Raw genomic sequence first — 21,807 nt, 5'->3', positions numbered from 1 at the left:
CGCCCTGCGCGACAGCCCCCCCCTTTGCCTGATGACCATAGCGAGTCGGCCCCACCCCTGCCCATCCCGAACAGGACCGTGAAACGACTCCACGCCGATGATAGTGCGGATTGCCCGTGTGAAAGTAGGTAATCGTCAGGCTCCCCCTTCCCCCCCAACGCCCGCTTCCACTCGAAGCGGGCGTTGGGCTTTGTACGCCCCCTGGAGCCCTGGCCTCAGCAGGCCGGTTTCCCGCGCTTGCGGTAAGCACCCAGCAATGTCACTTTGAACGTCAGCCCCCGAGACATTCCTGGAGGCAAATCGCCGTCAACCCTGCATGAGGCTGCTTGACCGGCACTCGCTCAAGTGCCACCCCGCCTGGGCAAGCTTGACCCCATAGGGTGCGCCGCTCCCCAGCAGCGCGTCATTAAAGTCATCGCTGGCGGGATGCAACTCGCACGGGTCTAATCCGTGCCCCGCGGTGCGATGTGCGTGCGCCATGTTGGGTTTCAGGCGGTCGAATCCCTGTTTCCGTATGACTTCAGTGTCAACGACATCGCGCCGTGGTTACAAGACACTGGCTTAACCTAGACGCTGTTCAATGCGCCGCCAGATCTGAGCGCACGGGAAGCGAGGTATCACTTCACTGCTTGCCAGAACCGACGAATTCCGTCGTGGCATTGACCAGGCGCTCAACTATACTCAGTGGCGCGGCAATGACAAAATTCATGTGATGGTTGGTGTACTGCACGATGCGAATGACGTCGCGTGCCACTGCGCCAGTTGTTCGGCTTCGCCGGTGCTCCGAGTAAAGGCTTTCCACGACATGACCGATTCGATCGTCTTGAACGCGTCGGTGCACCGGGATTAGGATGTGCATGACCGGCACGCAAACATTAAAGGGTCATATCCTATGCGGCGGTACAGTTTAGCCTATGTGTGTACTATCTTACCGTGTGTTGAAACCGACGAACGGATCAGCTCGTTCGATGTGAATGTGAATCGGGTTTGAGCCGGTGGAGGAGCAACCCTCCATCGGCGTGTGTGCCAAACGTAGCGCATCCATGAGGAGCGGAAAATGAAAACAAGCGCCGTTCAGCAGGACGCAATGCGTCAATCCTCGCGCCGGTCGAGTAGGCAGCCGTCCGAGCAGGGGGACGCGCCAACGCCAGTATTTGGCCTAGCGCCGGTTCAAGCCGCGTTGGCTAGGCTTTCGCTTGCTTCGCAAGCGAGCCACGACGGTGAATGGATTCCATATCAACAATTGGCAGCGGTCTTTCAAGAGGGGGATATTGTCTATGGTCTGGATGCACCAAGGAAGCGCGCACTGGACACGTTAAAGCAAGCCGGGTTTAGTAATTCGGACCAAGGCAATGGCGGCACGCAAAAGCGGGAAGCGTTGCCGCCTAAAAAAATTCTGATTCAAAATGACTTGACAAATGCGGTATGGGACCCGCTGGATAAGCCCTACGTTTATCAGTCCGACAAACGCATCAAAAAGGCGTTAGCCGATGTCCAGCGGGGTATTGCATTCAAGGAATTTTTGTCCCGCCACGCCCGCTACAATGTTGCCAGCGAAGTGATGCCAAGCCAACAGCTAACGTTAGAGGCGAGTAAGGCGTTATGGAAGAAAACCAGTAAGGCAGGGCTTGAATACCAATTGCGGGTCAGGCAGAAAAACATTCACTTTATTGTGGACGGCATTGATGAAAACCTCAGTGCGGTAGCAGGTAAGACAGGACATGGGACGAGTATTACGTCCAGTGAACTGAGATGGTTGTATCGGCATCAAAAAACCGAGCAGGTTAAGCAACATGTGCGGTTTTGGAAGGAGGACAGAGAAGTCCCGCACGATGAGATATTCAACCAGAAAAAATGGCGGTTTGGTCCCGATTATGAGCAAACGTATCGGCCCAAGCAAAGTTACTGGCATGCTAGCTGGTTGACCAGCGCCCGTCCGCCCAGGCCAAAGTGAACCGTCGTCGATCCGTCTTTGTTGGAATCGGTGAAGCCAAGAATGAGAAAATGCTGGTCGGCAGACCTCACTAGGGGTAAACGTATCCTTTGTGCAATTTATGGCGGTTTGACCATAAGAATATTTATAGAACAACAGGTGAAGCATCCTCCAATTGCGCGCGAGCCGTGAAGCTGCCGATACCTATTGCGAGCGCCTCGCCAAGTCCCTCGTCAAGTCATTACCGCCAGATTTCGCACGATTTGAACGATTAACCCGCGGAGGGTACGCACTTTACTGCCTCCGGCGGCCCCCCATCGCGACGGCAGGCACTGACATCTCGAACTAATCTTCGGCACGCATTTTCGCTGTTCTTGCGCGCCCTGGATGGAGGGAAACAGTCAGTACGATGGCGCTATCGAACCCTTCACCTTTGGGTGTCTACTCGCAAGCAATGACGTTTGGAGCTTTTTCTTCGTGACTGTCGTCATGGTTTGTCTTGACAAAGCTGTATGCCGGCGATCGAGCACCGGCTTTATCACATTGTGTTGTGGATGAGCTCGGGGCATTCCGCGGGCTAAAGAAGGCAGAATCACTCTATCGCGATCACCGTTTTTTAGCGACGATCATCCGCTGCACGGTTCGACGGTACGGTCGCTTCAACCTGAGCCTGCGCGACATCGAAGGGGACGATCCGTCAGCCGCGATCTCGCAGTGGTCGTTGCGGCAAAGGGGATAGGTATCTGTTGCGTTTGATAGGTTTGTGTTTTTTGAACAGCTTATTGTCTAAACCCGCCTGTTGATCCAAATGAATTTTTCAAGGAGGATATGTGTAGCGATCTTGTTAAGAGGAGCCAAGCCATGACGGCATTTGATGATGCATTTGAAAAGACGGTGGCCCGAGAAGGAGGCTACTCCAACCACCCTGATGATAGCGGCGGCGAAACGGCCTATGGCATTACTGAGGCGGTAGCACGAGCAGAAGGGTATCTGGGTCCGATGGCCTTGCTGCCCTTAGCAACCGCCAAAGCCATCTATCGGCGTCGCTATTGGGAGCGGCTGCATCTGGAGGACGTAGCCGCGCTATCGGCGCCGATTGCGCTTGAATTATTCGATACCGGTGTCAACATGGGCACGCAGGTAGCAGCGCAGTTTCTGCAGCGCGCGCTCAATGTATTTAATCGTCGGCAGGCCGATTACCCTGATATGATGGTGGATGGTTTGATAGGCCTCAAAACAATCGCAGCGCTCAAAGCTTTTCTGGATAAACGCAAAGCGTCAGGGCAAGTGGCGCTTCTCAAGGCACTCAATAGCCTACAAGGGGCGCGTTACATTGAATTGGCGGAGAGACGAGAGAAAGACGAAGCGTTCGTGTTTGGCTGGATAATGAACCGGCTATGAAAGGTGCTTTCCAATCCAAGCTATTTATTTCAAAAATAGTTGTAAGGCATCGCGGTGCGCGATGATTTTTTCATTGTTGTGCGCATCGCCAATGTATCCATGATGACGTCATGGTTGCACTTAATTGAGCGATGGCAAGTGCATTGTTTCGCGGCGGCTTGTTTTTAAAGCAGTGCCGCTGCGCCTGCATCGCTAACTCCATCAATGATGGCGGTTCAAGGCATGGTTTGTTTGAGCGATGAGATAGATGCGGTATATAGTGTTTTTGCTTTTTCAGTCCGTCTCGTGTTCCGGCTGCATGAGCGCATGGGATGGATTTAGTACACAGGCAGGGGCAGAAACTTTTGACATAGCAAACGACGTGCCCTAGGCGGGGAACACAGCTGCCGCGGGTCAGGGAGAGTGCAATGCAGCACTTGCTGAGATGGATCGGACCTTATGGTGCTTTATTCATTGTAGGTATCGCCTTAGGTTGGGGCATGAACTCGGTCATTGCTGGTAGAAGGCTGGCTGAAGAACAAGCTGCGCGAGCCCGAGATCATGAGCAGCATGCCGAACAAATGAAAGCGATGTCAGATGCAGCCTTGGCCGCGCAACAGAAAGCGACCGCTATGCGGGAGGTCCAGGCCCGCCGGATCGAAACGCTGGATGCACAACTGAGTCAGGAGCGTCAAGCCCATGAGAATGAAAATCAACGTCTGCGCGATGCTCTTGCTGCTGGCACTGAGCGGCTGCGTGTCGCCGTCGTCAACTGTTCAACCCGTAGCCGTGACGTGTCCGGCTTTGCCGCCACCACCGGAATGGGCGATGGCTCCCCCGCCTACGCAGAGCTCGACCCAACGGTTGCAGAACGCGTTTTCCGGGTCGCTGACGACGACCAGCGAGAAATAGATAAGCTTAAGGCCCTACAAGCTTACGTGTGCACAGTGCGACCTGAAACCGCAGAGTGTCCCGTAACGGGTCTTCAGTCGGCGGTGCCATGACAAAGTGTCTTAAAAGACTGGCCAAAGGAGGTATCAACGCAAGTCTGTAGTGTAAATTCAAGCGTACAGTGATTAGGCAACCACTTAAGCGAAATGCGTTGGTTGCCGAGATGGCCCGCCCAAACAATGTCCATGCGACACAATTGTAAGCATAGCATACAGGGCAGATCAACTGAATGCCGGATGCGCGAACATATAGCAGAGGTAAAGCATGACGTGGTGGTTTGAACTATTGCGTGTGCCCTCCGTGTTCAGTTCAAGGGCCTGGACACAGGATGACCTCACCCTGGTGAGTGGGGTAGTGTGCGGTGCATTGATATTTTTGCTGCATAGTCGTGAGCCGTCGTGGCCACGTAAGATAGTATATTTTGGCGTATCAGTGATTGGCGGACTTTCGGTGACCTCGTCGGTGCAGCAGTACGTGGGGATACCAGAATGGCCTGCAGCGTTTTTGTCTACGGCGGCGATCGTGACGTTGGCCAATGCGCTGCTAGATTGGTCGGAGAAAATGGTACCAGAACTGTTGACTCAGTTGACCCACCGAATCATTGGGAGTATGCCTGGCAGTGACACTAAAAATAGCGAGTTAGACAAATGATAAAAGCGGCAATAGCGTACTTCAATGCTTATAGCGTATGTGACTTGCTGCTGCTGTGGACGAATGGGTTATTGGCAAGTGCGATTTTTCTGATTCTGTTGTTTGCCTTTAGTGCGCCAGCCCCCCGGCGCAGTCCGTTAAATTGGTACGAACGAGCGATACGATTTTGGTTGGTCGCGGTGTATGGCATTTTGGCGGTACGTGTATGGGCCGGATGGTATTTCACGCCGGTGGAACCGACGCATGTGGCGGTCAATGCCTTGGTGCTGGGTTTTCTGGTGGTGGCGCATGGAGATGTTGGCGTGATCACCGAGGCGTTGCGTCAGACGCGCAAGGCCCGCCGGAAGGTATTGAGCGAGCGTAAATAGCCATAGCGGACGCTTGCTTTGATTCAACAAAATCGATGAGTGCGGATCTTGCGGTTGGTTGAATCGTCCAATTACTCAGTATACGAGTTGACGGTATTGGGAGCGCACTTGTCGGTGCCCGTTCGCAAAACTTGCCGGCATGCATCCAGTGCCGCACTGTACGCTGGTCCAATGCCGTGATGCGCGCAATCGCTCGAATTGCCATGCCGGCGTGCAACCTCGCAGATATGCGCTGGCAGCGGCCGAACACGCCCTCAATGGCATCGCCAAAATTCTTCGGGCAATGCCACCTGTCGGCCACTTGGATCGCTTACGGCACGCCATGCGTCATGCCCTCGGCGTAGTGAGGCGACGTACGACGCGGTGACCTAGGTGATTGCTGAAGTCAAATGGAAGCAACTAATTGGGGTTAAAGAGTCAGTGGATGTGACAGCATTGAAGAAGGTCGGATTGACCACAGGGTGAAGCTCGAATATCCAAATCGACACGATGAAGATCGCACGGGGTGTTTATCAATACACGGCGAGTGACGACTGCTCACGCTTCCGAATACGGGCGCTTTACTCACGCAGGAATCCTCGTGCTTAGGGTGTCGTGGGTGCTCACTGGTCAGTGCCTTGGCATTGTGATCAGCTACGATACAAAAAATGTAACAACTCGTCACTTAGGCGATGAGGTAAGGCGGCCTGTCGGCATCAAAAATCGCTTGATGAAGAGCGAAATCGCGTCCACGCAATTAACTCGTGCAGTTTTTGCGGTTGCAGTCTCTGGCGCAGGGTAGCAAACCAAAAGCGGTTGATTGCTTGTGCGTTCGACAAGTTTTCAGGCGCTGTGCTGGGCTTTGCAAGGCGGGTGTTAGATGCAGCGATATATTTTGCAATCTGCTGAAATAAATTAGGTGGACGGGGTGCCCATCGGCTGCTCGTTAGATTTTGCTCGGGCTCTCCTGTTTTTTGGACAGTGGTAAAGATGCCGGGTTTAAAGTTGTCCGCCTTACCCGATACTTGCATTTCAGGCAGGCCATAATTGTAGTTTGCTTCAAATAAACGCCGTCCGCGGGGTGTCGGTGTTGATTTCTCTGTGATCGGCATATCGAAACCCGTAGAAACCCGGCCATTTCCTTTGCCGTGACCGAGTCGGAGATTGCCGGTAGAGTCGAACGTATTAGCCATGAAATTTTTATAGGCCTGGAGTCGATCCGCCTTCGTCTTTCCCTCAAGAGCCCTTTGGATGTCGGCAGCCATCCGGTTGCGTTTTAAGATATTGGCATTGTGATCAGTGGCAACCCACACATCGCGTAATTCAGTACCATAACCATGGCGAGCATATTCATCGGCTAAGATTGCACGGCCGAACCCGCGTAGCCGGCCCATCGCTGCCGCCTGCTTTGCCAGCCCCTTCCGTTTTTTTTCCCAGATAGATTGAGCGTCATCCTCTTTGATATTATCACCTAGTTGACTTCGCGCTTTTTCCGCTTCTTCGAATTCTTGCGCGCCCGCTCTGTGCAGTAATGTCATTTGATTCATCAAATGCTGACCAGTTGCGCTCGCGATGAGGTGGTTAATGCTGGCCGACCCAGGGTCCTTACCTTCCTTCACCGCAGCTTCCTGGTAGGTTAGCGGGCGACCCGTTTGTTGTGCTGCCTCAGCGTAAAAGGGCCGTTTTGAATTATATTGAGTGTAGCGCTTACTAACATCTTCGCCATAATGTTCCTTAAGCCACTGCTTATCCGCGTCACTAATAGCGGCCGCGGGCCCATATTTTACCTGGTGAACGATTTTAGGTTTGTTAGCATCGTGCTGATCGTCATAATAAAAGCTTTTTTCTTCTAGCTCGGGCAACCGACGCTGTGGTGGCTGGGCGAAACCCGCTAGACTCTTGTGGACTAACTCGATAGTACGCTGATGAAACTCGCGCTGCTGCGCATCCTGTAGTGCATCCGAGGCCAGTGTAGGTTCAGAAAGCTTGCGCCGCCGACTTTGTCCTGTCCAGTGTCGAGCGCGTTTATTCGGTAAGGCGTGTATCGGTTCCGACTCCGAGTATGTCCGTTTCCGCTTCATTTCCCCTCCTAGTAGAGGCGACTAGGTATCGCTTTTCCGCTGCCCGGCCATGGCTCGAAAACTGTCACAAATTTGCGTCAGATTTTTGCGCTGGCACAAAGTAATGTATCGTCGATGTACTTGATGATCAAGCGTTAAGCTGCGTTCGACGAAACGAGGCGATCTTAGAGGGGACCTCACTCATTCGGACAGTGTTATAAGATTTATAAGTAGAACGTTTGGGGCGATTAGGCTACCAATTTGATCGCAGGCAGCGTCGAAGTATCCCTCAACTGGCGTCTGATCCTCCAGACTTGAATGCAGTCGGTTCATTGCATTGTTCATGTACACCACTTAACCTGTGCAGGTTTCTGCTGGACCATTACATCCGAAGCCGAGTTCAAACTAAGTTGTTCAACCAGCGTTGGCGGTTCTACAATGAACCACGACTGCCTAGCGCCCACCATGACTCAACCTTCTGCGATGGTTCGTCGAGCCTAGTTGAAGTCCGGCAGTATCGACTTACGGTTCACTGCCTGAGTGATCACAAAATCCCGCCCCAGGCCTCCCGCATCGTGGGCCGCTTCGTCGCTGGCGGAAACACTTGCCACGAGCCGTCGTCGTGTCTGAAAAAGAACACGATTTGCACGCCTGTTGGCCTTGAGGCTTCTATGCACACGTAATGCCGCTAGTTGGAATGCATGCGGCTGAAGCGTGCAACTCGGACAGATGTCTCAAGAGTAGGCGAAAACCATAGCCAGCATCCGTAGACGGACGGGCGACGCGTCCATCTTGAGGTTGATGGACACAGATACCCGATGGCAGACCATGTCGAAAACAGACTACTTCAGCATGGAAGAGAGTACGGCGCCCAATACCCAGTCTATCCGCGCCAGCAGCAGATCGACACTGGCTTGCTTATCAACGGGCTCCGTCGTCAGCCAGATGGTATGGATGCGGATCAACGCAGCCGGGTCGGCGCCGCTCACTGCCTAACTACGTGCGCGGCCCGGCGCTGTTTGCCGCGGCCGGCTTGACCACGACCGTGCAGGTCGTGCCGGCAGACAGGATCAAGCCGTCGGGCACCTGATCAATATGGATGCGCACTGGAACACGCTGCGCGAGGCGGACCCAATTGAAGGTTGGATTAACGTCGGCAAGCAGTTCGCGGCTCATCGGGTTGTCGCGGTCGGCGATGCCGCGCGAGATCCCTTCAACATGGCCCTTCAATACCGCGCCGCTCATCAGTCGCATCTCGGCCGGGTCGCCGATCTTGAGCAGCGGGATCTTAGTTTCCTCGAAATAGCCGTAGACCCAGAACGAGTGGCTGTCAACGAGCGCTAGCTTAGGCTGCCCGGCGATGGCGTAATCGCCGCGATAGGCATTCAGATTTGTCACATAGCCGTCCACTGGCGCGACCACGGTCGTGCGCTCCAGATTCAGCTTCGCCGCGGCGAGCTGCGCGAGCGCCTGTTCATATTGGGCCTGGGCACTGGCGGCCTGAATCACGGCATTTTCGCGGTTCTCCTTTGAAACAACCAGCGCATCCAGATCCCGGCGTCGTGCGGCATCGTTACGGCGCATCTGCAGATCCGCCTTGCGTGCCGCGACCAGCGCCTCGGCTTGCTGGACGGCGATGCGGTAATGGTCCGGATCGATGCGCATCAGGACGTCGCCGCGATGTACGAACTGATTGTCCCGCACCGAGAACTCGACAATCTGCCCCGACACGTCCGGCGCGATATTGATGATCTCCGCCCTGACGCGTCCATCGCGGGTCCAGGGCGAATCCATGTAGTGGGCCCACAACGCGCGACCAAGCAGCACGGCAACGGCGAAGATCGCGATAGTCGCAAAAAAGCTGAGGATACGGCGAAGTTTCATGTCCGACTCTTTTAATTCAACGATAAATGGCGAGCCCGAACAGGCAGACGATACAGGTGAGCAGGCTCGCGCGGGCGAGCGACGGGTGCCAGAACAGGCGATACACGCCAAAGGAGGCCAATACGCGATCGAGCGCCCAGGTCAATGCGGTGCCGGCCAGCGTGGTGAGCAGGAGCATGGGTACGTAGACGTCGAACAATGCGATGTCACGCGGCATGGGTGGTATCTCGTCGGTGAGGGTCATGCGGGCCGGGCGTCAACTCGCTGAGCGGGGATTGGGCATCGAGCAGAGCGGTCCGGATGAAATGCAAATAGCTCAAAGTACGTTGCAACCTGTGCCGGTCATCGCGCGACCCAGCGACGCTGCGCAGCATGACTAGCGCCGCGTTGATACTGGTCTCGGTCGCCGCGCGTGCGTCGACGAGCCGTCGATGGCTGGGTGCGGAGAACAACGCGGCCAGTGTGTTCAGCATGTGCTGCGCGGCCTGCCGCCACGGCATATTGGCCGAATAGCGGGGGGCGACGGGAAGGCGGTCGAGTTCCGTGCGTAATTCGATTACGGCCTGACCGACCTCGAGCACGGTAAAGGTCCACGATAGCATCCGCATTTGCAGGTCCGGACGATCCGCGGTGACTGCATTGGCTTGGTGCAGCAGGTCACGCGTGCCGCTTTCCAAGTATTGGCGGGCCCGGCTCAGTCGAGCGTTGCATGCGTCCACGACTTGGTGCAGCAGGGCCCGCTGCAGTTGCTTATGCAGCCACGGACTGGCCGGCGGCAACAGTATGGCACTGAGTAGCGCGACGACGAGCATCGAGGCAATGAGCGCAATGGCATCGTTCATGTACGACGAAGGGTCGTAGCGCACGACGTTGTCGGGGCCAGCCAGGAAGCAGAAGAATACGCAATAGCCCATGCCAAACGCGGCCCAGCCCGCACGCGCGGACATCAGTACGCCGAACATCAGCAAGGGGGCAAGGGTGGCGCACAGCAACGTGTAGCCGTCCAGGTGCGGAAAGATGCCGAACACCGCGACGAAACCGGCGAGCACCGCGACCATCGTACCCATCGCCATCTGCGCAGCACCCTGAGCAGGCTGCGGCATCGACGCGACTAGCGCGCTCGTGGCGGCCGCGTTCAACACCGCCATGCCGCCGCTGGGCCAGGCGGTCTCAATCCAGAATGCGGCGAACAACAGCATCGCGATGGCCGCCCGCACGCCGGCCACGCTCGCCGCCACGGTATGGGTGCGCGGGATGTAGCGTTGTGCCTCGTGCTCGCGTTCATGAAGGTCCGTGCTCAGCGACGCGTACGTGAGCGCGTACGCGTGCATTTCGTCGATGAATCGGTACAGCAACTCGGCTGCGGTATCGAAGTCCAGCAGCGCGATGCCTTCACGCTGCTCGAGCTGCACTCGGGTATCTCGCATGCGGCGCGGCAAGGCTTGTTTGAACGCCTGCAGCTGTGTCGCCACGTGCTGTGCCTCCTCCGCGTTGCGCACGGGTTCGCCGTTTTCCTTTAGCAGTAGCGGCGCAACTTCGCGAAAATACGGTTCAATTGCCTCGACGACTTGGGCCTGGCCGCTTGCACGGATACGGTTCATCAACTGGTGTAACGCATGAAAGCGTGTCGACGCGTTCATGAACTCGGTGTTCAGCCGCGACAGCCGGCCACTGCGCATTCGGCTGCGCGGATCCTCGAACACCGCGAAGCTGCGCATCGCTTCTAACCCGACGACATCGGCGGCAAAGCGCGCGTTGGTGTGTTCGGCGCGAGAGCGGTCAATCCGGCCCGCCAGCGTGTCCGATACAAATTCGACGAACGCGAGGTACCGCGCTCGGACCGTAGCGCGGAGCACGTCGGCGGTGTGCTGGGGCAGCACCAGCGCGCTGACCGCGCCGGCACATAGGATGCCCAGCGTGACCTCCGTGACCCTTGTCACGGCCGCCATGAACGCACCGTCCGCATGCTGAACGGCCGGAATGCCCACTAGCGCAGCGGTATAGCCGGCAAGCACGAATCCGTACGAGCGGAAGTTGCGATTGCGCGCCGCGCCAAAGGTACAAATGCCCACCCAGATCGATACGGACAGCAAAAACAGCTCGCGCTGTTGCGCAAACAGCGAAACCAGCGCGATCGTCACGACCGAGCCAACCACAGTCCCCACGATCCGGTAAAAGCTCTTGGCGAGCACCATCCCGCTTTGCGGCTGCATGACGATGAACACGGTCGTCATCGCGGTACGCGGTTGCGGCAAGTCCAGCTTCATGGCCACGCCCAGCGCAAGCAACGCGGCGCCGACGGTCTTGAATATATAAATCCATACCCGGCCGTCGGTGCGTAACCAGTCGCGCACCGTGTCGCGCCATGCGGACGATGACGTCAACCGGGCCAGCACGGAGGTAGCGCTGCTCATGGCGATGCCTGCCGGGCGACAGCCTTGGGTACGCGTGGATCCTCGTTGGACGGGCCGTCGGCCGGATCGACCAGTCCGCCGCCCAGCGCAGCCGTCAGCGACGCGCGGGCCGCCAGCTTCGACGCGTGGATGATCTCGGCGTCCTGTTGTGCCTGCAACAATTGGGTTTGCGCGCTCAATACGGCCAGGTAGTCGGTCAAGCCGCGCCGAAAGCCGGTGGAGGCCAGATCGTAGCTGCGCTGGGCAACAGCGACCGCGCGCTGCGCCGCATCCTGCTGGACATCAAGCGATTTCAACGTGACGATCTGGTCTGCAATGTCCTTCAATGCATTAACCAGTGTCTGATTGTATTGATCGACGGCCAGGTCATAGCCGGCGCTGGCAGCATCCAGCTGGGCGCGCAGCCGCCCGCCGTTGAAGATCGGCAGGGAGATTGCCGGCCCCACCGTGGCAGCATGCGCCTGGGACAGCAGAAAGGCCAGTGGCCCGCTGCCGACGAACATTCCGCCGACCGAGGCCAACAGATTGACGTTTGGATAGAAGGCGGTCCTGGCAACGTCGATACCCACCGCGTTGGCGGCTACGCGCCAGCGCGCGGCGACCACGTCCGGCCGATGACCGAGCAACTCGGCGGGCAAGTTTGATGGCAGGCTCACCGGCGTCTGGAGCGAGAGCGTTGGACGTTGCAGCGCGGCGCCCGCTCCCGGGCCTTTTCCGGCCAGCGCGGCAAGCTGGTTGCGCAAAAGCGCGATCCGTTCGTCGAATGCCGCGATCTGGCGTTCGCGTTGGGGTAGCCGAGCTTGCGCTTGCGTGAGTTCCAATTGGGTCCCGATACCGCCTTGCAGCCGCCGACGTGCAATGTCGACAATCGACTGCTCGTGTGCCAGCGTTTGCGCGGCGATGTCCCGTTGCGCGAACGCGAGCGACAGCTTGATGTAGGCGCGCACGATGTTGACCTCGAGTTCGAGTTGCGCCGCCCGGACATCGACCGCCTGCATGCGCGCCGCATCAAGTGCGCGCTCGGCGGCCTTCTCATCGTGACCCCATAGGTCTAGGTTGTACGACAACGACAGTCCAATCGTGTTGTTCCATGTATCGGCGTTGGCTAGCGGCCCAGGACCGTAATACACGTTGTCGGGCCAGTGCTGCCGCGTCATCGACAGATTGCCGTTGAGTTGAGGCGCGAGATCGGCCCGCGCGACGCCGGCCATCGCCTGCGCCTGCCGTACGCGATCCCGGGCCATGGCCAAGCTGGGCGAGCCAGCCAGCGCGTCGGTGATCCACTGATCGAGCTGCGGATCGCGATATATTTTCCACCATTGCTGGCTTGGCCACTGTGCATCGACGCTTGCCGCACACACGGCCTGGGACGCATCGAGTTGGCCGGCGTCGAGCGGCTTGGCGCGAGGCGCGATGCCCTGGGTACTCGCACAGCCCGCAATAATCAAGTAGCTTGCAAAAATTGCGGGAGTCAGCGTGGTGAAACGTCGGACGGATCGCACGGCTATCTCGAAACACCCCGAAGTGACTAGTCGGTACAATTATATTTTGAAATATTTTCTGAATAACTGACGGCTTTGAGATAGTTTTTTACTAAAAAAGCAATAATTAATCTTGCAAATCGTGCAACAATCTTGTCGAACCGCATAGGAAGGTCGTTATGGATACGCTGCAAAACATGAGGGTGTTTGTTCGCGTTGTGGAGGCCAAGAGCTTCACGGCCGCGGCGCAGCAGATGAATACGACGACGGCGTACGCCTCGCGGGCCGTATCGGATTTGGAGGCGCACCTGCGCACCCGCTTGTTGCATCGCACGACGCGGCGCATCGCGCTGACGGAGGCGGGGGAGCGATATTTGCTGCGATGCGAGCAGATCCTCGCTTACGTCGATCAGGCCGAAGCCGAAGCCGCCGACGCACATGCGCGACCCGCCGGCCGGCTCAGAATCCATGCGACCACCAGCTTCGGCCAGTATTACGTGGTGCCTGCTGTCACGCGTTATCAGGAGCGTTATCCCGCTGTTTCGGTCGACCTGACGCTGTCCCAACATGTACCGGATTTGCTCGATGAAGGCTACGATGTCTTGCTGCAGATCAGCGCGAATGAACTGCCTGATTCTGGATTGGTGTCGCAGCGGCTTGGCGACGCGTATAGCGTGTTGTGCGCGTCTCCATCCTATCTAGAAAAGCATGGCACGCCCCGAAGCGTTTCGGATTTGGCCGGCCATACATGTCTGCGCATCGTGACATCGATCTTTCCCGGCGATCGCTGGCGCTTCGACGGGCCGGACGGCATCGAGACGATCGAGCTGCCGGCGCCGACGTTCCAGGTCAATGTGGCAGACGCACTCGCGGTGGCGCTGCGCGAGGGGATGGGCATTGGCGCGCTGCCCACGCCTTCGGCGTTGCCGGCGCTGCGCAATGGCACGCTGGTGCGCGTGCTGCCCGACCACAAAATGCAAAAGATGACGATTTATGCGCTGTATGCGTCGCGGCAATACCTGGATGCGAAGATCCGGACCTGGGTTGAATTCCTGCGCGAGCAAATTCCGAAGACACTCGCGGCCGATGAGGCTGCATTGCAGACCTTCGGGGTGCGCTAGTCACTAGCCGCCGTGCAGCACTTTTCCGGGATTGAACACATTGCTGGGATCGAGCGCGGCTTTCAACGCACGCATCAATTCAAGTTCCACGGGCGACTTGTAGCGTGCCACGTCCTCGATCTTTAATTGCCCGACGCCGTGCTCGGCGCTGATCGTGCCGTGGTGCGCATGGACGCTATCGTAGACAATCCGGTTCACGCGTGCCTGGTGCTCGGCCAGAAAGGCGCGCGGATCCACCCCCACGGGCGCCTGTACATTGTAGTGCAGGTTGCCGTCGCCTAGATGCCCGAAGGTGACCATCCGCGCGCCGGGCACGGCTGCGGCAATCGCCGCGTCGGTAGTGTCGATGAATTCGCCGATGCGCGAGCTGGGCACCGCGATGTCGTGCTTGATATTGAGCCCTTCGTTGGCTTGCGCGAGCGGGATGTGCTCGCGCAGCGCCCACAATGCGTTCGACTGCGCTAGGCTTTGCGCCACGAGTGCATCGTCGACGATACCGCGCTCGAATGCCCGCTCCATCAATCTCTCGATGAGCTGGCTTGCGTGCGCCTCGCTTTCGCCGTCGGATAACTCGAGCAACACGATCTGCGCATGCGGGGCGGCGAATGGGTATCGCTGCGACGGGAAATGGTGGGTGACCAGCCGTAGGCAGAAGTCGGACATTAACTCGAATCCGGTCAGCAGCGCGCCGGCGGTGTCGCGGGCCAGCGCCAAGAGCTGTAACGCGGCGTGCGGCGAGGCAACGCCGGCCAGCGCGGTGATGCGCGCGGCCGGTTGCGGATAGAGTTTCATTACCGCTGCCGTGATGATGCCCAGCGTGCCTTCGGCGCCGATGAAAATATCGCGCAAGTCGTATCCGGTGTTGTCCTTGCGCAGCCCGCGCAAGCCGTTCCAGACCTCACCTTTCGCGGTCACGACTTCCAGGCCCAGGCACAGTTCGCGCGCGTTGCCGTAGCGTAGCACCGCGGTGCCGCCAGCGTTCGTCGCCAGGTTGCCGCCCAACGTGCAGCTGCCTTCGGCCGCCAGGCTAAGCGGGAACAAGCGGCCGGCGTCCGACGCGTGGGCCTGCACGTGTGCGAGGATGCAACCGGCTTCTGCGGTAATCGTGTCGTTGATCGGGTCCACCGCGCGCACGCGGTTCAGGCGGCGCAGGCTGAGCACTGCCTGCCGTGCGCTGGCGTCCGGCGTGGCACCGCCAGCCAGCCCGGTGTTGCCGCCTTGCGGCACCAGCGCGACGCTGAATTCGGTGGCCAATCGTACCAGCGTGGCGACTTCCGCCGTGCTCGCCGGATGCAGCACCGCGCAGGCGCGGCCGACGTACCGGCGGCGCCAATCTGTCACGTAGGGCGACATGTCGTCCGGGTCATCCCATACCTGGTCCGCGCCGATCGCGTGCTTGCAAGCTTGCACAAAGGCGGGCAGTGCGGCGGTGTCGTGAAGCGTCATCGGTGGAAAAGCGTCATCGATGTTCAGTCGAGGCGTCAGCGGTAGCGGTGGCGCGCCGGGCAGCGCGCTTGAATGGCGCGAGATAGCCGAGCACGCTGACGAAATAGACGAGGGCGAGCACAGCCTCGATCCAGCCTAGGCGCGCACCGGCGCCCGCATCACTGGTTGCGCGCACGATTCCCTCCGCGAAATAGGCCAGAATCAGCATGGCCGACCATTGCATCGTATACAGCCTGGCGCGTAGCAGTCCGGGCACGACCAGCAGCAGCGGCAGCGCCTTGAGGGCCAGCGCCGAGCCGCCGGGACGCAGCGGCGCGAGCCAAATTTCCCAGCTCACGGCCAACACGACCAGTGCGAGCAGCGTGGCGATCGCGATCATCAACAACCGATGCAACCGCTGCGCGGTCCGTAGCGCCGGGTTGCTGGGCTGCCGGTTCATGGCCTGTCGGCCAGCGCGAGCGCCGCGCGGGCGAGCCGCGCGCCGAGTGCGTGCGCCAACGTTTTCTCGTCCGACGACAGCGGAGCCGGATTGTTGCCGCCATTCACCCCGGCGACGTGAGAGGCACCGTACGGCGTGCCGCCGCTCGTTGTGCTCATCAGCGCGGATTCGGTATAGGGGAGCCCGACGATCAGCATCCCGTGGTGTAACAAGGGCAGCATCATGGACAGCAGTGTGGTTTCCTGGCCGCCGTGCAGGCTGCCGGTGGACGTGAAGACGCAGGCGGGCTTGCCTGCTAGCGCGCCGCTAAGCCATTGTGGCGTCGTGCCGTCCAGGAAGTACTTCAGCGCCGCAGCCATATTGCCGAAGCGCGTCGGCGAGCCCAGCGCGAGCCCGGCGCACTCAGCTAGGTCGCGCAACTCCGCATAGGGCGGGCCATCGTCGGGGATGTCCGGCCTGGTGGCCTCGCAGACCGTGGAGACGGGCGGCACGGTGCGGATGCGTGCTTGTGCGCCGGGCACGCTGTCCACGCCGCGGCCGATGGCCCGCGCGAGTTCCCGGGTGGCGCCGTTGCGGCTGTAGTAGAGAACGAGTATGTCTTTCATGACCTGTGCGGTGAACCATTATTATAGAAGACGTAAGGAGGGTTGGCCTTTGAAGAAGTTCGATATCGATTGGGATGCCCTGAAGCGGCTTGCGCACTTTGTCGCGACTCGCAGCGCCGAGGACCGTATCCCGCAGGTAGCGGGTAGCCTCACGTTCACGACCGTATTGTCGCTAGTGCCGCTGGTGACGGTGGCCTTCGCGCTGTTCACCGCGTTTCCGATCTTTGCGTCATTCCAGCAATCATTACAGGGTTTTCTGGCCGACCATCTGATGCCAGCGCAGATCAACAGCCAAATTTTTAAGTATCTGAACCAGTTCGCGGAAAAGGCGAAGAGGCTGACGACGGTCGGGATGATCACCCTTGTAGTCACGTCGGTCATGACGATGATGATCGTCGAATCGGCGTTCAACACGATCTGGCGCGTACGTAAGTCGCGCCCGCTTGCGCAGCGTATCCTGGTCTATTGGGCAGTGATCACGCTGGGGCCGCTGCTGATCGGCGTAAGCCTATCGGTATCGTCCTACCTGCTCACGCACTCAATGCTTGCCAGCGCGGTCGCCAACGTGGCCGGCGCAGCCAGCGCGGCATCGGGCGCCGCGTCGCGCGCGATGCCGGTGTTCGCCGAATGGGCGCTGACCGGCGCGGTGCTGGCGCTGTCGGTACTGGCATTCACGCTATCGTACGTCTATTTACCGAACTGCCGGGTGGCGTGGCGCGATGCGCTCGTTGGTGGGCTGTGTGCAGCGATCGCGTTTGAGTTTGCCAAGCGAGGCTTCGGGCTCTATATCCGGCGCATTCCGACCTATACGGCCGTGTATGGCGCGTTTGCGACAATCCCGATTTTTCTGCTGTGGGTTTACCTGAGCTGGTTAATCACACTGTTCGGCGCGATGTTAACGTCCGCACTGCCAGAGATCCGGCTCGGGCACTTTCATCGCGTCGATTACGCAGGCAGCGACCTGCTCGATACGCTGGAGCTGCTTGCGTGGCTCAATGACGCTCGCGATGCGGGCCGTGCCGGCTACACGCTGCATGAACTGGCGCAGTTGCAGCGCTGCGGGTTGCAGACGGCTGCCCGACTGCTGGACAAGCTCGAGGCAATCGACTGGGTCGCCCGGATACGGCGCGAGCGCGATCTAGATCGCTATGTGCTTCTTGTGAATCCGCGGCACGCGAGCCTGCGTCAACTCTATCAATTGTTCGTCATCGATCGTAACGAGTTCACTTATCAACTCAATCTCGACACCGCGCACGTCGATGGCCCGACGCTGCTCGCTGCGCTCGACCATCGCGGCCTGGATGTGCCGCTTGCTGCGTTGCTGGCCGCGCGCCGCCGTCGCGGCGCCCAAGCCGAGCGGGCCAACAGCGCACGCTCCTCGCCAGTGGCGGCCGTCTAGCCGGATCGCCGCGTGCCATGCTTTCTTTTTACCGGTCTTTCGGCTAGGATCAGTCCACGAAGCTGCGCAATGCAAGGAGGAGGCCATGCGAGTCAGCGATATCCTGAAGGTCAAGGGCAACGTGCTCTACACCGTCACTCCCGACACGCCGTTGCGCGAAGCGGTTCAGACCATGGCCGAACACGACATTGGCTCGCTGGTCGTTATTGAATTCGGCGATCTGGTCGGCATGCTGACGTTCCGCGAAATCATTCTGACATTGCGCGATCGCGGCGGCTCGGTCGATGCGGTGACGATCCGCAAAGTGATGGACGATCATCCGCTCACTTGTACGCCGGAGACAGATGTCAACGAGGTACGGCGCATGATGCTTGAGCGTCACGCGCGCTATTTGCCGGTAATGGAAAAACGCACGCTGATGGGCGTGATCTCGTTCTATGACGTGGCCAAGGCGGTGGTTGAGGAGCAGGGGTTTGAGAACCGGATGCTCAAAGCCTATATTCGCGACTGGCCGGAGGATGAAGAGGCGCGCGAGGCGCGCTGAAGCCGTGGCGGGGCCGGCGTACGGTCAGCGGCCAGCATGTCGCGGGCGACTGCAAACGCAAGGAAGCCCGAGGCGAAGCGCTGGCCTGACGCACAGGAAGGGGATTCCAGACCGCTGCGGCGCGGCGCGCCGCAACAGCGCTGGCATAATGATGGCTTGAGCAATTTTCAGGCAACCAGCATGTCGGGCAACACTTTCGGTACGCTTTTCACGGTGACGACTTTCGGAGAGTCGCACGGTCCGGCCATCGGCTGTGTGATCGACGGCTGTCCGCCAGGATTGGCGCTGGCCGACGCTGATATCCAGATGGAGCTCGATCGCCGCAAGCCGGGCACGTCGCGGCACGTGACGCAACGCCAGGAGGAAGACCGGGTTGAGATTCTGTCGGGCGTGTTCGACGGCGTGACGACCGGCACGCCAATCGCGTTGCTGATCCGCAATACGGACCAGCGCAGCAAGGATTACGGCAACATCGCGGAAACTTTCCGGCCCGGCCATGCAGACTACCCATACTGGCAAAAATATGGTGTGCGCGATTACCGTGGAGGCGGCCGCGCGTCCGCGCGGCTGACTGCGCCGAATGTCGCGGCAGGAGCGGTAGCGAAGAAGTGGCTTCGGGAGCGCTTCGGCGTCCAGGTGCGCGGCTACATGAGCGCGTTGGGCGAAATCGACATCCCGTTCGTGGATTGGGCGCATGTGGCCAACAATCCTTTTTTTGCACCGAATGCGCAAATCGTGCCGCAGCTTGAAGCGTACATGGATGCGTTGCGCAAGGACGGCGACTCGATCGGTGCCCGGATCTCGGTGATTGCCTCCGGCGTGCCACTCGGCTGGGGCGCGCCGTTGTTCGACAAGTTGGATGCGGATATCGCCTATGCGATGATGGGGATCAACGCAGTGAAGGGCGTGGAGATGGGCGCCGGATTTGACAGCGTGCGCCAGCGCGGCTCGCTGCACGGCGACGAGTTGACGCCCGCCGGCTTCGCGGGCAACAATGCCGGCGGCGTGCTGGGCGGCATTTCGACCGGCCAGGATATCGTCGTGTCGATCGCGATCAAGCCGACCTCGAGCATACGTACGCCGCGCCGCTCGATCGACAAGGCTGGCGAGCCCGCGATGGTCGAGACGTTCGGACGCCATGACCCGTGTGTCGGGATCCGAGCGACACCAATTGCCGAAGCGATGCTTGCGCTGGTGCTAATGGACCATGCGTTGCGGCACCGCGCGCAATGCGCGGACGTCAAGACATCGACGCCGGCGATTGCCGCGCGCGCCCCGGGCGCGTAATTCCGCAGTGCGTCCGGCGGGCGACGGCGTCGCGTCGTGCGCCGCTGCGTGGCGTCACATGTTCGGGTAGTTTGGGCCGCCGCCGCCTTCGGGCGTGACCCACACGATGTTTTGCGTCGGATCCTTGATGTCGCAGCTCTTGCAGTGCACGCAGTTCTGCGCGTTGATCACCAGCCGCTCGCCGCCATCTTCGTCGCGCACGAACTCGTACACCGCCGCCGGACAGTAGCGGCTCTCCGGGCCTGCGTACTCGTGCAGGTTGATGTGCACCGGCACGCTCGCGTCCTTGAGCGTCAGGTGCGCTGGCTGGTTCTCCTCGTGATTCGTGTTCGAGATGAACACTGACGAGAGCCGATCGAATGTGAGCTTGCCGTCCGGCTTCGGGTACGCGATCGGCTGGCACTGCGACGCCGGCTTGAGCATCTCGTGATCCGCATGCCGATGATGCAGCGTCCACGGCACGTTGCCACCCAGCAGCTTCTGCTCGATGAACACCATTGGCGAGCCCACGTACAGCCCCTTGCTCATCCACTGCTTGAAGTTGCGTGCCCGGTATAGCTCCTCGTGCAGCCACGAGCGCTCGAACGCCTGCGGGTACGCAAGCAGCTCGTCGTGCCCACGGCCTGCCTGCAACGCCTCGAACGCCGCCTCCGCGGCCAGCATCCCGGTTTTGATCGCCGCATGGCTGCCCTTGATGCGCGAGGCGTTCAGAAATCCCGCCTCGTCCCCCACCAGCGCCCCGCCCGCAAACGTGAGCTTGGGCAGCGACATCAGCCCGCCCGCGGTGATCGCGCGCGCCCCGTACGACACCCGTTTGCCCCCTTCCAGGAACGCGCGGATCGCCGGATGCGTCTTGTAGCGCTGAAACTCCTCGAACGGTGACAGGTACGGGTTCTCATAGCCCAGCCCCACCACAAACCCCACCGCCACCTGCCGGTTATCCAGGTGGTACAGGAACGAGCCGCCGTAGGTCTTCGCATCCAGCGGCCAGCCCGCTGTATGGATCACCAGCCCCGGCTTGTGCCGTGCCGGCTCCACCTCCCACAGCTCCTTGATGCCGATGCCGTACACTTGTGGATCCACCCCCTCGCGCAGCCCAAAGCGCTCCTGCAGCTGCCGTCCCAGGTGCCCGCGTGCGCCCTCGCAGAACAGCGTGTACTTCGCATGCAGCTCCATGCCCAGCTGGAAGTGCTCCGTGGGCTGGCCGTCCTTGCCCACTCCTAGGTTGCCGGTGGCCACCCCGCGCACCGCGCCGCGTGCGTCGTACAGCACCTCGGCCGCGGCAAAGCCCGGGAAGATCTCCACTCCCAGCGCCTCGGCCTGCTGACCCAGCCAACGCGTCACGTTGCCCAGGCTCACCACGTAGTTGCCGTGGTTCTTGAAGTTCTCCGGCAACGCCCAGTTCGGCGTCTTCAGCGCCCCCGTGCGGCTCAAAAACAGGAACCGGTCTTCTACCACGGGCACCGTCAGCGGCGCACCTCGCTCACGCCATTGCGGAATCAACTCGTTTAGCGCGCGCGGGTCCATCACCGCTCCCGACAAGATGTGCGCGCCAATCTCTGAGCCCTTCTCCAGCACGCACACCGCCAGCTCCACCTGTTGCTCCGCTGCCTGCTGCTTGAGCCGGATCGCCGCCGACAGCCCCGCCGGCCCACCGCCCACCACCACCACGTCGTACTCCATCGACTCGCGTGGCCCGTATTGCTCGATCCAGCTTTGCGGGGTCATTGACGTCCTCTCCGTTAGAATGCGTTTTAGTCGGGTGCCATTGTCCGGGAAGCGACCGGGGGCCGCAACCGAAGGACAGTGAATTAGCACGATCGTTCTATTTTATGATAACGTATCACGCGTCATGTGATACGGTC

20 protein-coding genes, 1 rRNA gene and 1 pseudogene are annotated in these 21,807 nt (G+C 59.7%); 11 read left to right on the top strand and 11 right to left on the bottom strand.

Going from position 1 to position 21,807, the window contains the following annotated elements; all coding sequences use genetic code 11:
- Positions 1-27: 27 nt before the first annotated feature.
- A 5S ribosomal RNA gene (gene rrf, locus IHE30_RS02395) occupies positions 28-141 on the top strand.
- 481 nt (positions 142-622) lie between these two features.
- Here the strand turns inward: rrf and IHE30_RS02385 are convergent.
- On the bottom strand, positions 623-754 hold the full coding sequence (locus IHE30_RS02385) for a hypothetical protein (protein ID WP_337688530.1): 132 nt from the start codon (positions 752-754) through the stop codon (positions 623-625).
- A 303-nt stretch (positions 755-1,057) separates the two neighbouring features.
- Here IHE30_RS02385 and IHE30_RS02380 point away from each other — a divergent pair, with 303 nt between their 5' ends.
- The 6 genes and pseudogenes from IHE30_RS02380 to IHE30_RS02360 all read left to right on the top strand — a co-directional run.
- Positions 1,058-1,954, top strand: a complete 897-nt coding sequence (locus IHE30_RS02380; RefSeq protein WP_337688528.1) for a hypothetical protein — start codon at positions 1,058-1,060, stop codon at positions 1,952-1,954.
- Positions 1,955-2,794: 840 nt separating this feature from the next.
- On the top strand, positions 2,795-3,334 hold the full coding sequence (locus IHE30_RS02375) for a glycoside hydrolase family 108 protein (protein WP_337688526.1): 540 nt from the start codon (positions 2,795-2,797) through the stop codon (positions 3,332-3,334).
- Between the two features lie 407 nt (positions 3,335-3,741).
- Entirely contained in the window at positions 3,742-4,317 is a 576-nt protein-coding gene (locus IHE30_RS02370) for a lysis system i-spanin subunit Rz (protein ID WP_337688524.1), read from the top strand.
- Between the two features lie 211 nt (positions 4,318-4,528).
- On the top strand, positions 4,529-4,915 hold the full coding sequence (locus IHE30_RS15040) for a putative holin (protein ID WP_443193579.1): 387 nt from the start codon (positions 4,529-4,531) through the stop codon (positions 4,913-4,915).
- Positions 4,912-5,283 carry a hypothetical protein gene (locus IHE30_RS02365; RefSeq protein ID WP_337688522.1) on the top strand — a complete coding sequence of 124 codons (372 nt, stop codon included), beginning with the start codon at positions 4,912-4,914 and terminating at the stop codon, positions 5,281-5,283. Before IHE30_RS15040 ends, IHE30_RS02365 begins: the two co-directional genes overlap by 4 nt.
- Before the next feature lie 474 nt (positions 5,284-5,757).
- Positions 5,758-5,865: pseudogene (locus IHE30_RS02360) on the top strand (IS481 family transposase); the annotation flags it as partial.
- A gap of 113 nt (positions 5,866-5,978) precedes the next feature.
- Here the strand turns inward: IHE30_RS02360 and IHE30_RS02355 are convergent.
- The 6 genes from IHE30_RS02355 to IHE30_RS02330 all read right to left on the bottom strand — a co-directional run bounded on the left by IHE30_RS02355 (position 5,979) and on the right by IHE30_RS02330 (position 13,122).
- On the bottom strand, positions 5,979-7,343 hold the full coding sequence (locus IHE30_RS02355) for a hypothetical protein (protein ID WP_337688520.1): 1,365 nt from the start codon (positions 7,341-7,343) through the stop codon (positions 5,979-5,981).
- A gap of 821 nt (positions 7,344-8,164) precedes the next feature.
- Positions 8,165-8,311, bottom strand: coding sequence for a hypothetical protein (locus IHE30_RS02350; protein ID WP_337688518.1), 147 nt, complete (start codon positions 8,309-8,311; stop codon positions 8,165-8,167).
- Between the two features lie 7 nt (positions 8,312-8,318).
- Positions 8,319-9,206, bottom strand: coding sequence for an HlyD family secretion protein (locus IHE30_RS02345; RefSeq protein WP_337688516.1), 888 nt, complete (start codon positions 9,204-9,206; stop codon positions 8,319-8,321).
- 16 nt (positions 9,207-9,222) lie between these two features.
- Positions 9,223-9,423: a DUF1656 domain-containing protein gene (locus IHE30_RS02340; RefSeq protein WP_337688515.1), complete on the bottom strand. Its 201-nt coding sequence runs from the start codon at positions 9,421-9,423 to the stop codon at positions 9,223-9,225.
- A complete protein-coding gene (locus tag IHE30_RS02335; RefSeq protein WP_337688513.1) occupies positions 9,413-11,620 on the bottom strand; it encodes an FUSC family protein in 2,208 nt (735 codons plus the stop codon). The genes IHE30_RS02340 and IHE30_RS02335 overlap by 11 nt, the downstream gene beginning before the upstream one ends.
- The gene (locus IHE30_RS02330; RefSeq protein ID WP_337688511.1) at positions 11,617-13,122 is read right to left on the bottom strand and encodes an efflux transporter outer membrane subunit; all 1,506 of its coding nucleotides are present in this window, start codon (positions 13,120-13,122) and stop codon (positions 11,617-11,619) included. Before IHE30_RS02330 ends, IHE30_RS02335 begins: the two co-directional genes overlap by 4 nt.
- 158 nt (positions 13,123-13,280) lie before the next feature.
- On the opposite strand from IHE30_RS02330, the gene IHE30_RS02325 reads away from it, so the two are divergent.
- A complete protein-coding gene (locus IHE30_RS02325; RefSeq protein ID WP_337688510.1) occupies positions 13,281-14,222 on the top strand; it encodes a LysR family transcriptional regulator in 942 nt (313 codons plus the stop codon).
- Between the two features lie 3 nt (positions 14,223-14,225).
- Here the strand turns inward: IHE30_RS02325 and IHE30_RS02320 are convergent, their stop codons facing one another.
- Genes IHE30_RS02320 through wrbA form a run of 3 tightly spaced genes read right to left on the bottom strand, consistent with a single transcriptional unit; the run spans position 14,226 to position 16,712 of the window.
- The gene (locus IHE30_RS02320) at positions 14,226-15,668 is read right to left on the bottom strand and encodes an FAD-binding oxidoreductase (protein ID WP_337688509.1); all 1,443 of its coding nucleotides are present in this window, start codon (positions 15,666-15,668) and stop codon (positions 14,226-14,228) included.
- A gap of 13 nt (positions 15,669-15,681) precedes the next feature.
- Complete coding sequence (locus tag IHE30_RS02315) at positions 15,682-16,107, bottom strand: DUF2069 domain-containing protein (RefSeq protein WP_337688508.1); 426 nt, start codon at positions 16,105-16,107, stop codon at positions 15,682-15,684.
- Positions 16,104-16,712, bottom strand: a complete 609-nt coding sequence (gene wrbA / locus IHE30_RS02310; RefSeq protein ID WP_337688507.1) for an NAD(P)H:quinone oxidoreductase — start codon at positions 16,710-16,712, stop codon at positions 16,104-16,106. The genes IHE30_RS02315 and wrbA overlap by 4 nt, the downstream gene beginning before the upstream one ends.
- A 49-nt stretch (positions 16,713-16,761) precedes the next feature.
- Here wrbA and IHE30_RS02305 point away from each other — a divergent pair, with 49 nt between their 5' ends.
- From IHE30_RS02305 to aroC, 3 genes are all read left to right on the top strand, one after another.
- Positions 16,762-18,111: a YihY family inner membrane protein gene (locus IHE30_RS02305; protein WP_337688506.1), complete on the top strand. Its 1,350-nt coding sequence runs from the start codon at positions 16,762-16,764 to the stop codon at positions 18,109-18,111.
- An 85-nt stretch (positions 18,112-18,196) separates the two neighbouring features.
- Positions 18,197-18,655 (top strand): CBS domain-containing protein, encoded by a 459-nt coding sequence (locus IHE30_RS02300; protein ID WP_337688505.1) that lies wholly within the window; start codon positions 18,197-18,199, stop codon positions 18,653-18,655.
- A 180-nt stretch (positions 18,656-18,835) separates the two neighbouring features.
- A complete protein-coding gene (gene aroC / locus IHE30_RS02295) occupies positions 18,836-19,942 on the top strand; it encodes a chorismate synthase (protein ID WP_337688504.1) in 1,107 nt (368 codons plus the stop codon).
- 54 nt (positions 19,943-19,996) lie between these two features.
- On the opposite strand, the gene IHE30_RS02290 is transcribed toward aroC, so the two are convergent.
- A complete protein-coding gene (locus tag IHE30_RS02290) occupies positions 19,997-21,670 on the bottom strand; it encodes an electron transfer flavoprotein-ubiquinone oxidoreductase (RefSeq protein WP_337688503.1) in 1,674 nt (557 codons plus the stop codon).
- Positions 21,671-21,807 lie beyond the last annotated feature (137 nt).

This window comes from Mycetohabitans sp. B46 (genome assembly GCF_037389205.1).
In the GTDB taxonomy this organism is placed as follows: domain Bacteria; phylum Pseudomonadota; class Gammaproteobacteria; order Burkholderiales; family Burkholderiaceae; genus Mycetohabitans.
Note: the sequence above shows the minus strand (reverse complement) of the source record. Positions and strands in the feature narration are given on the sequence as shown.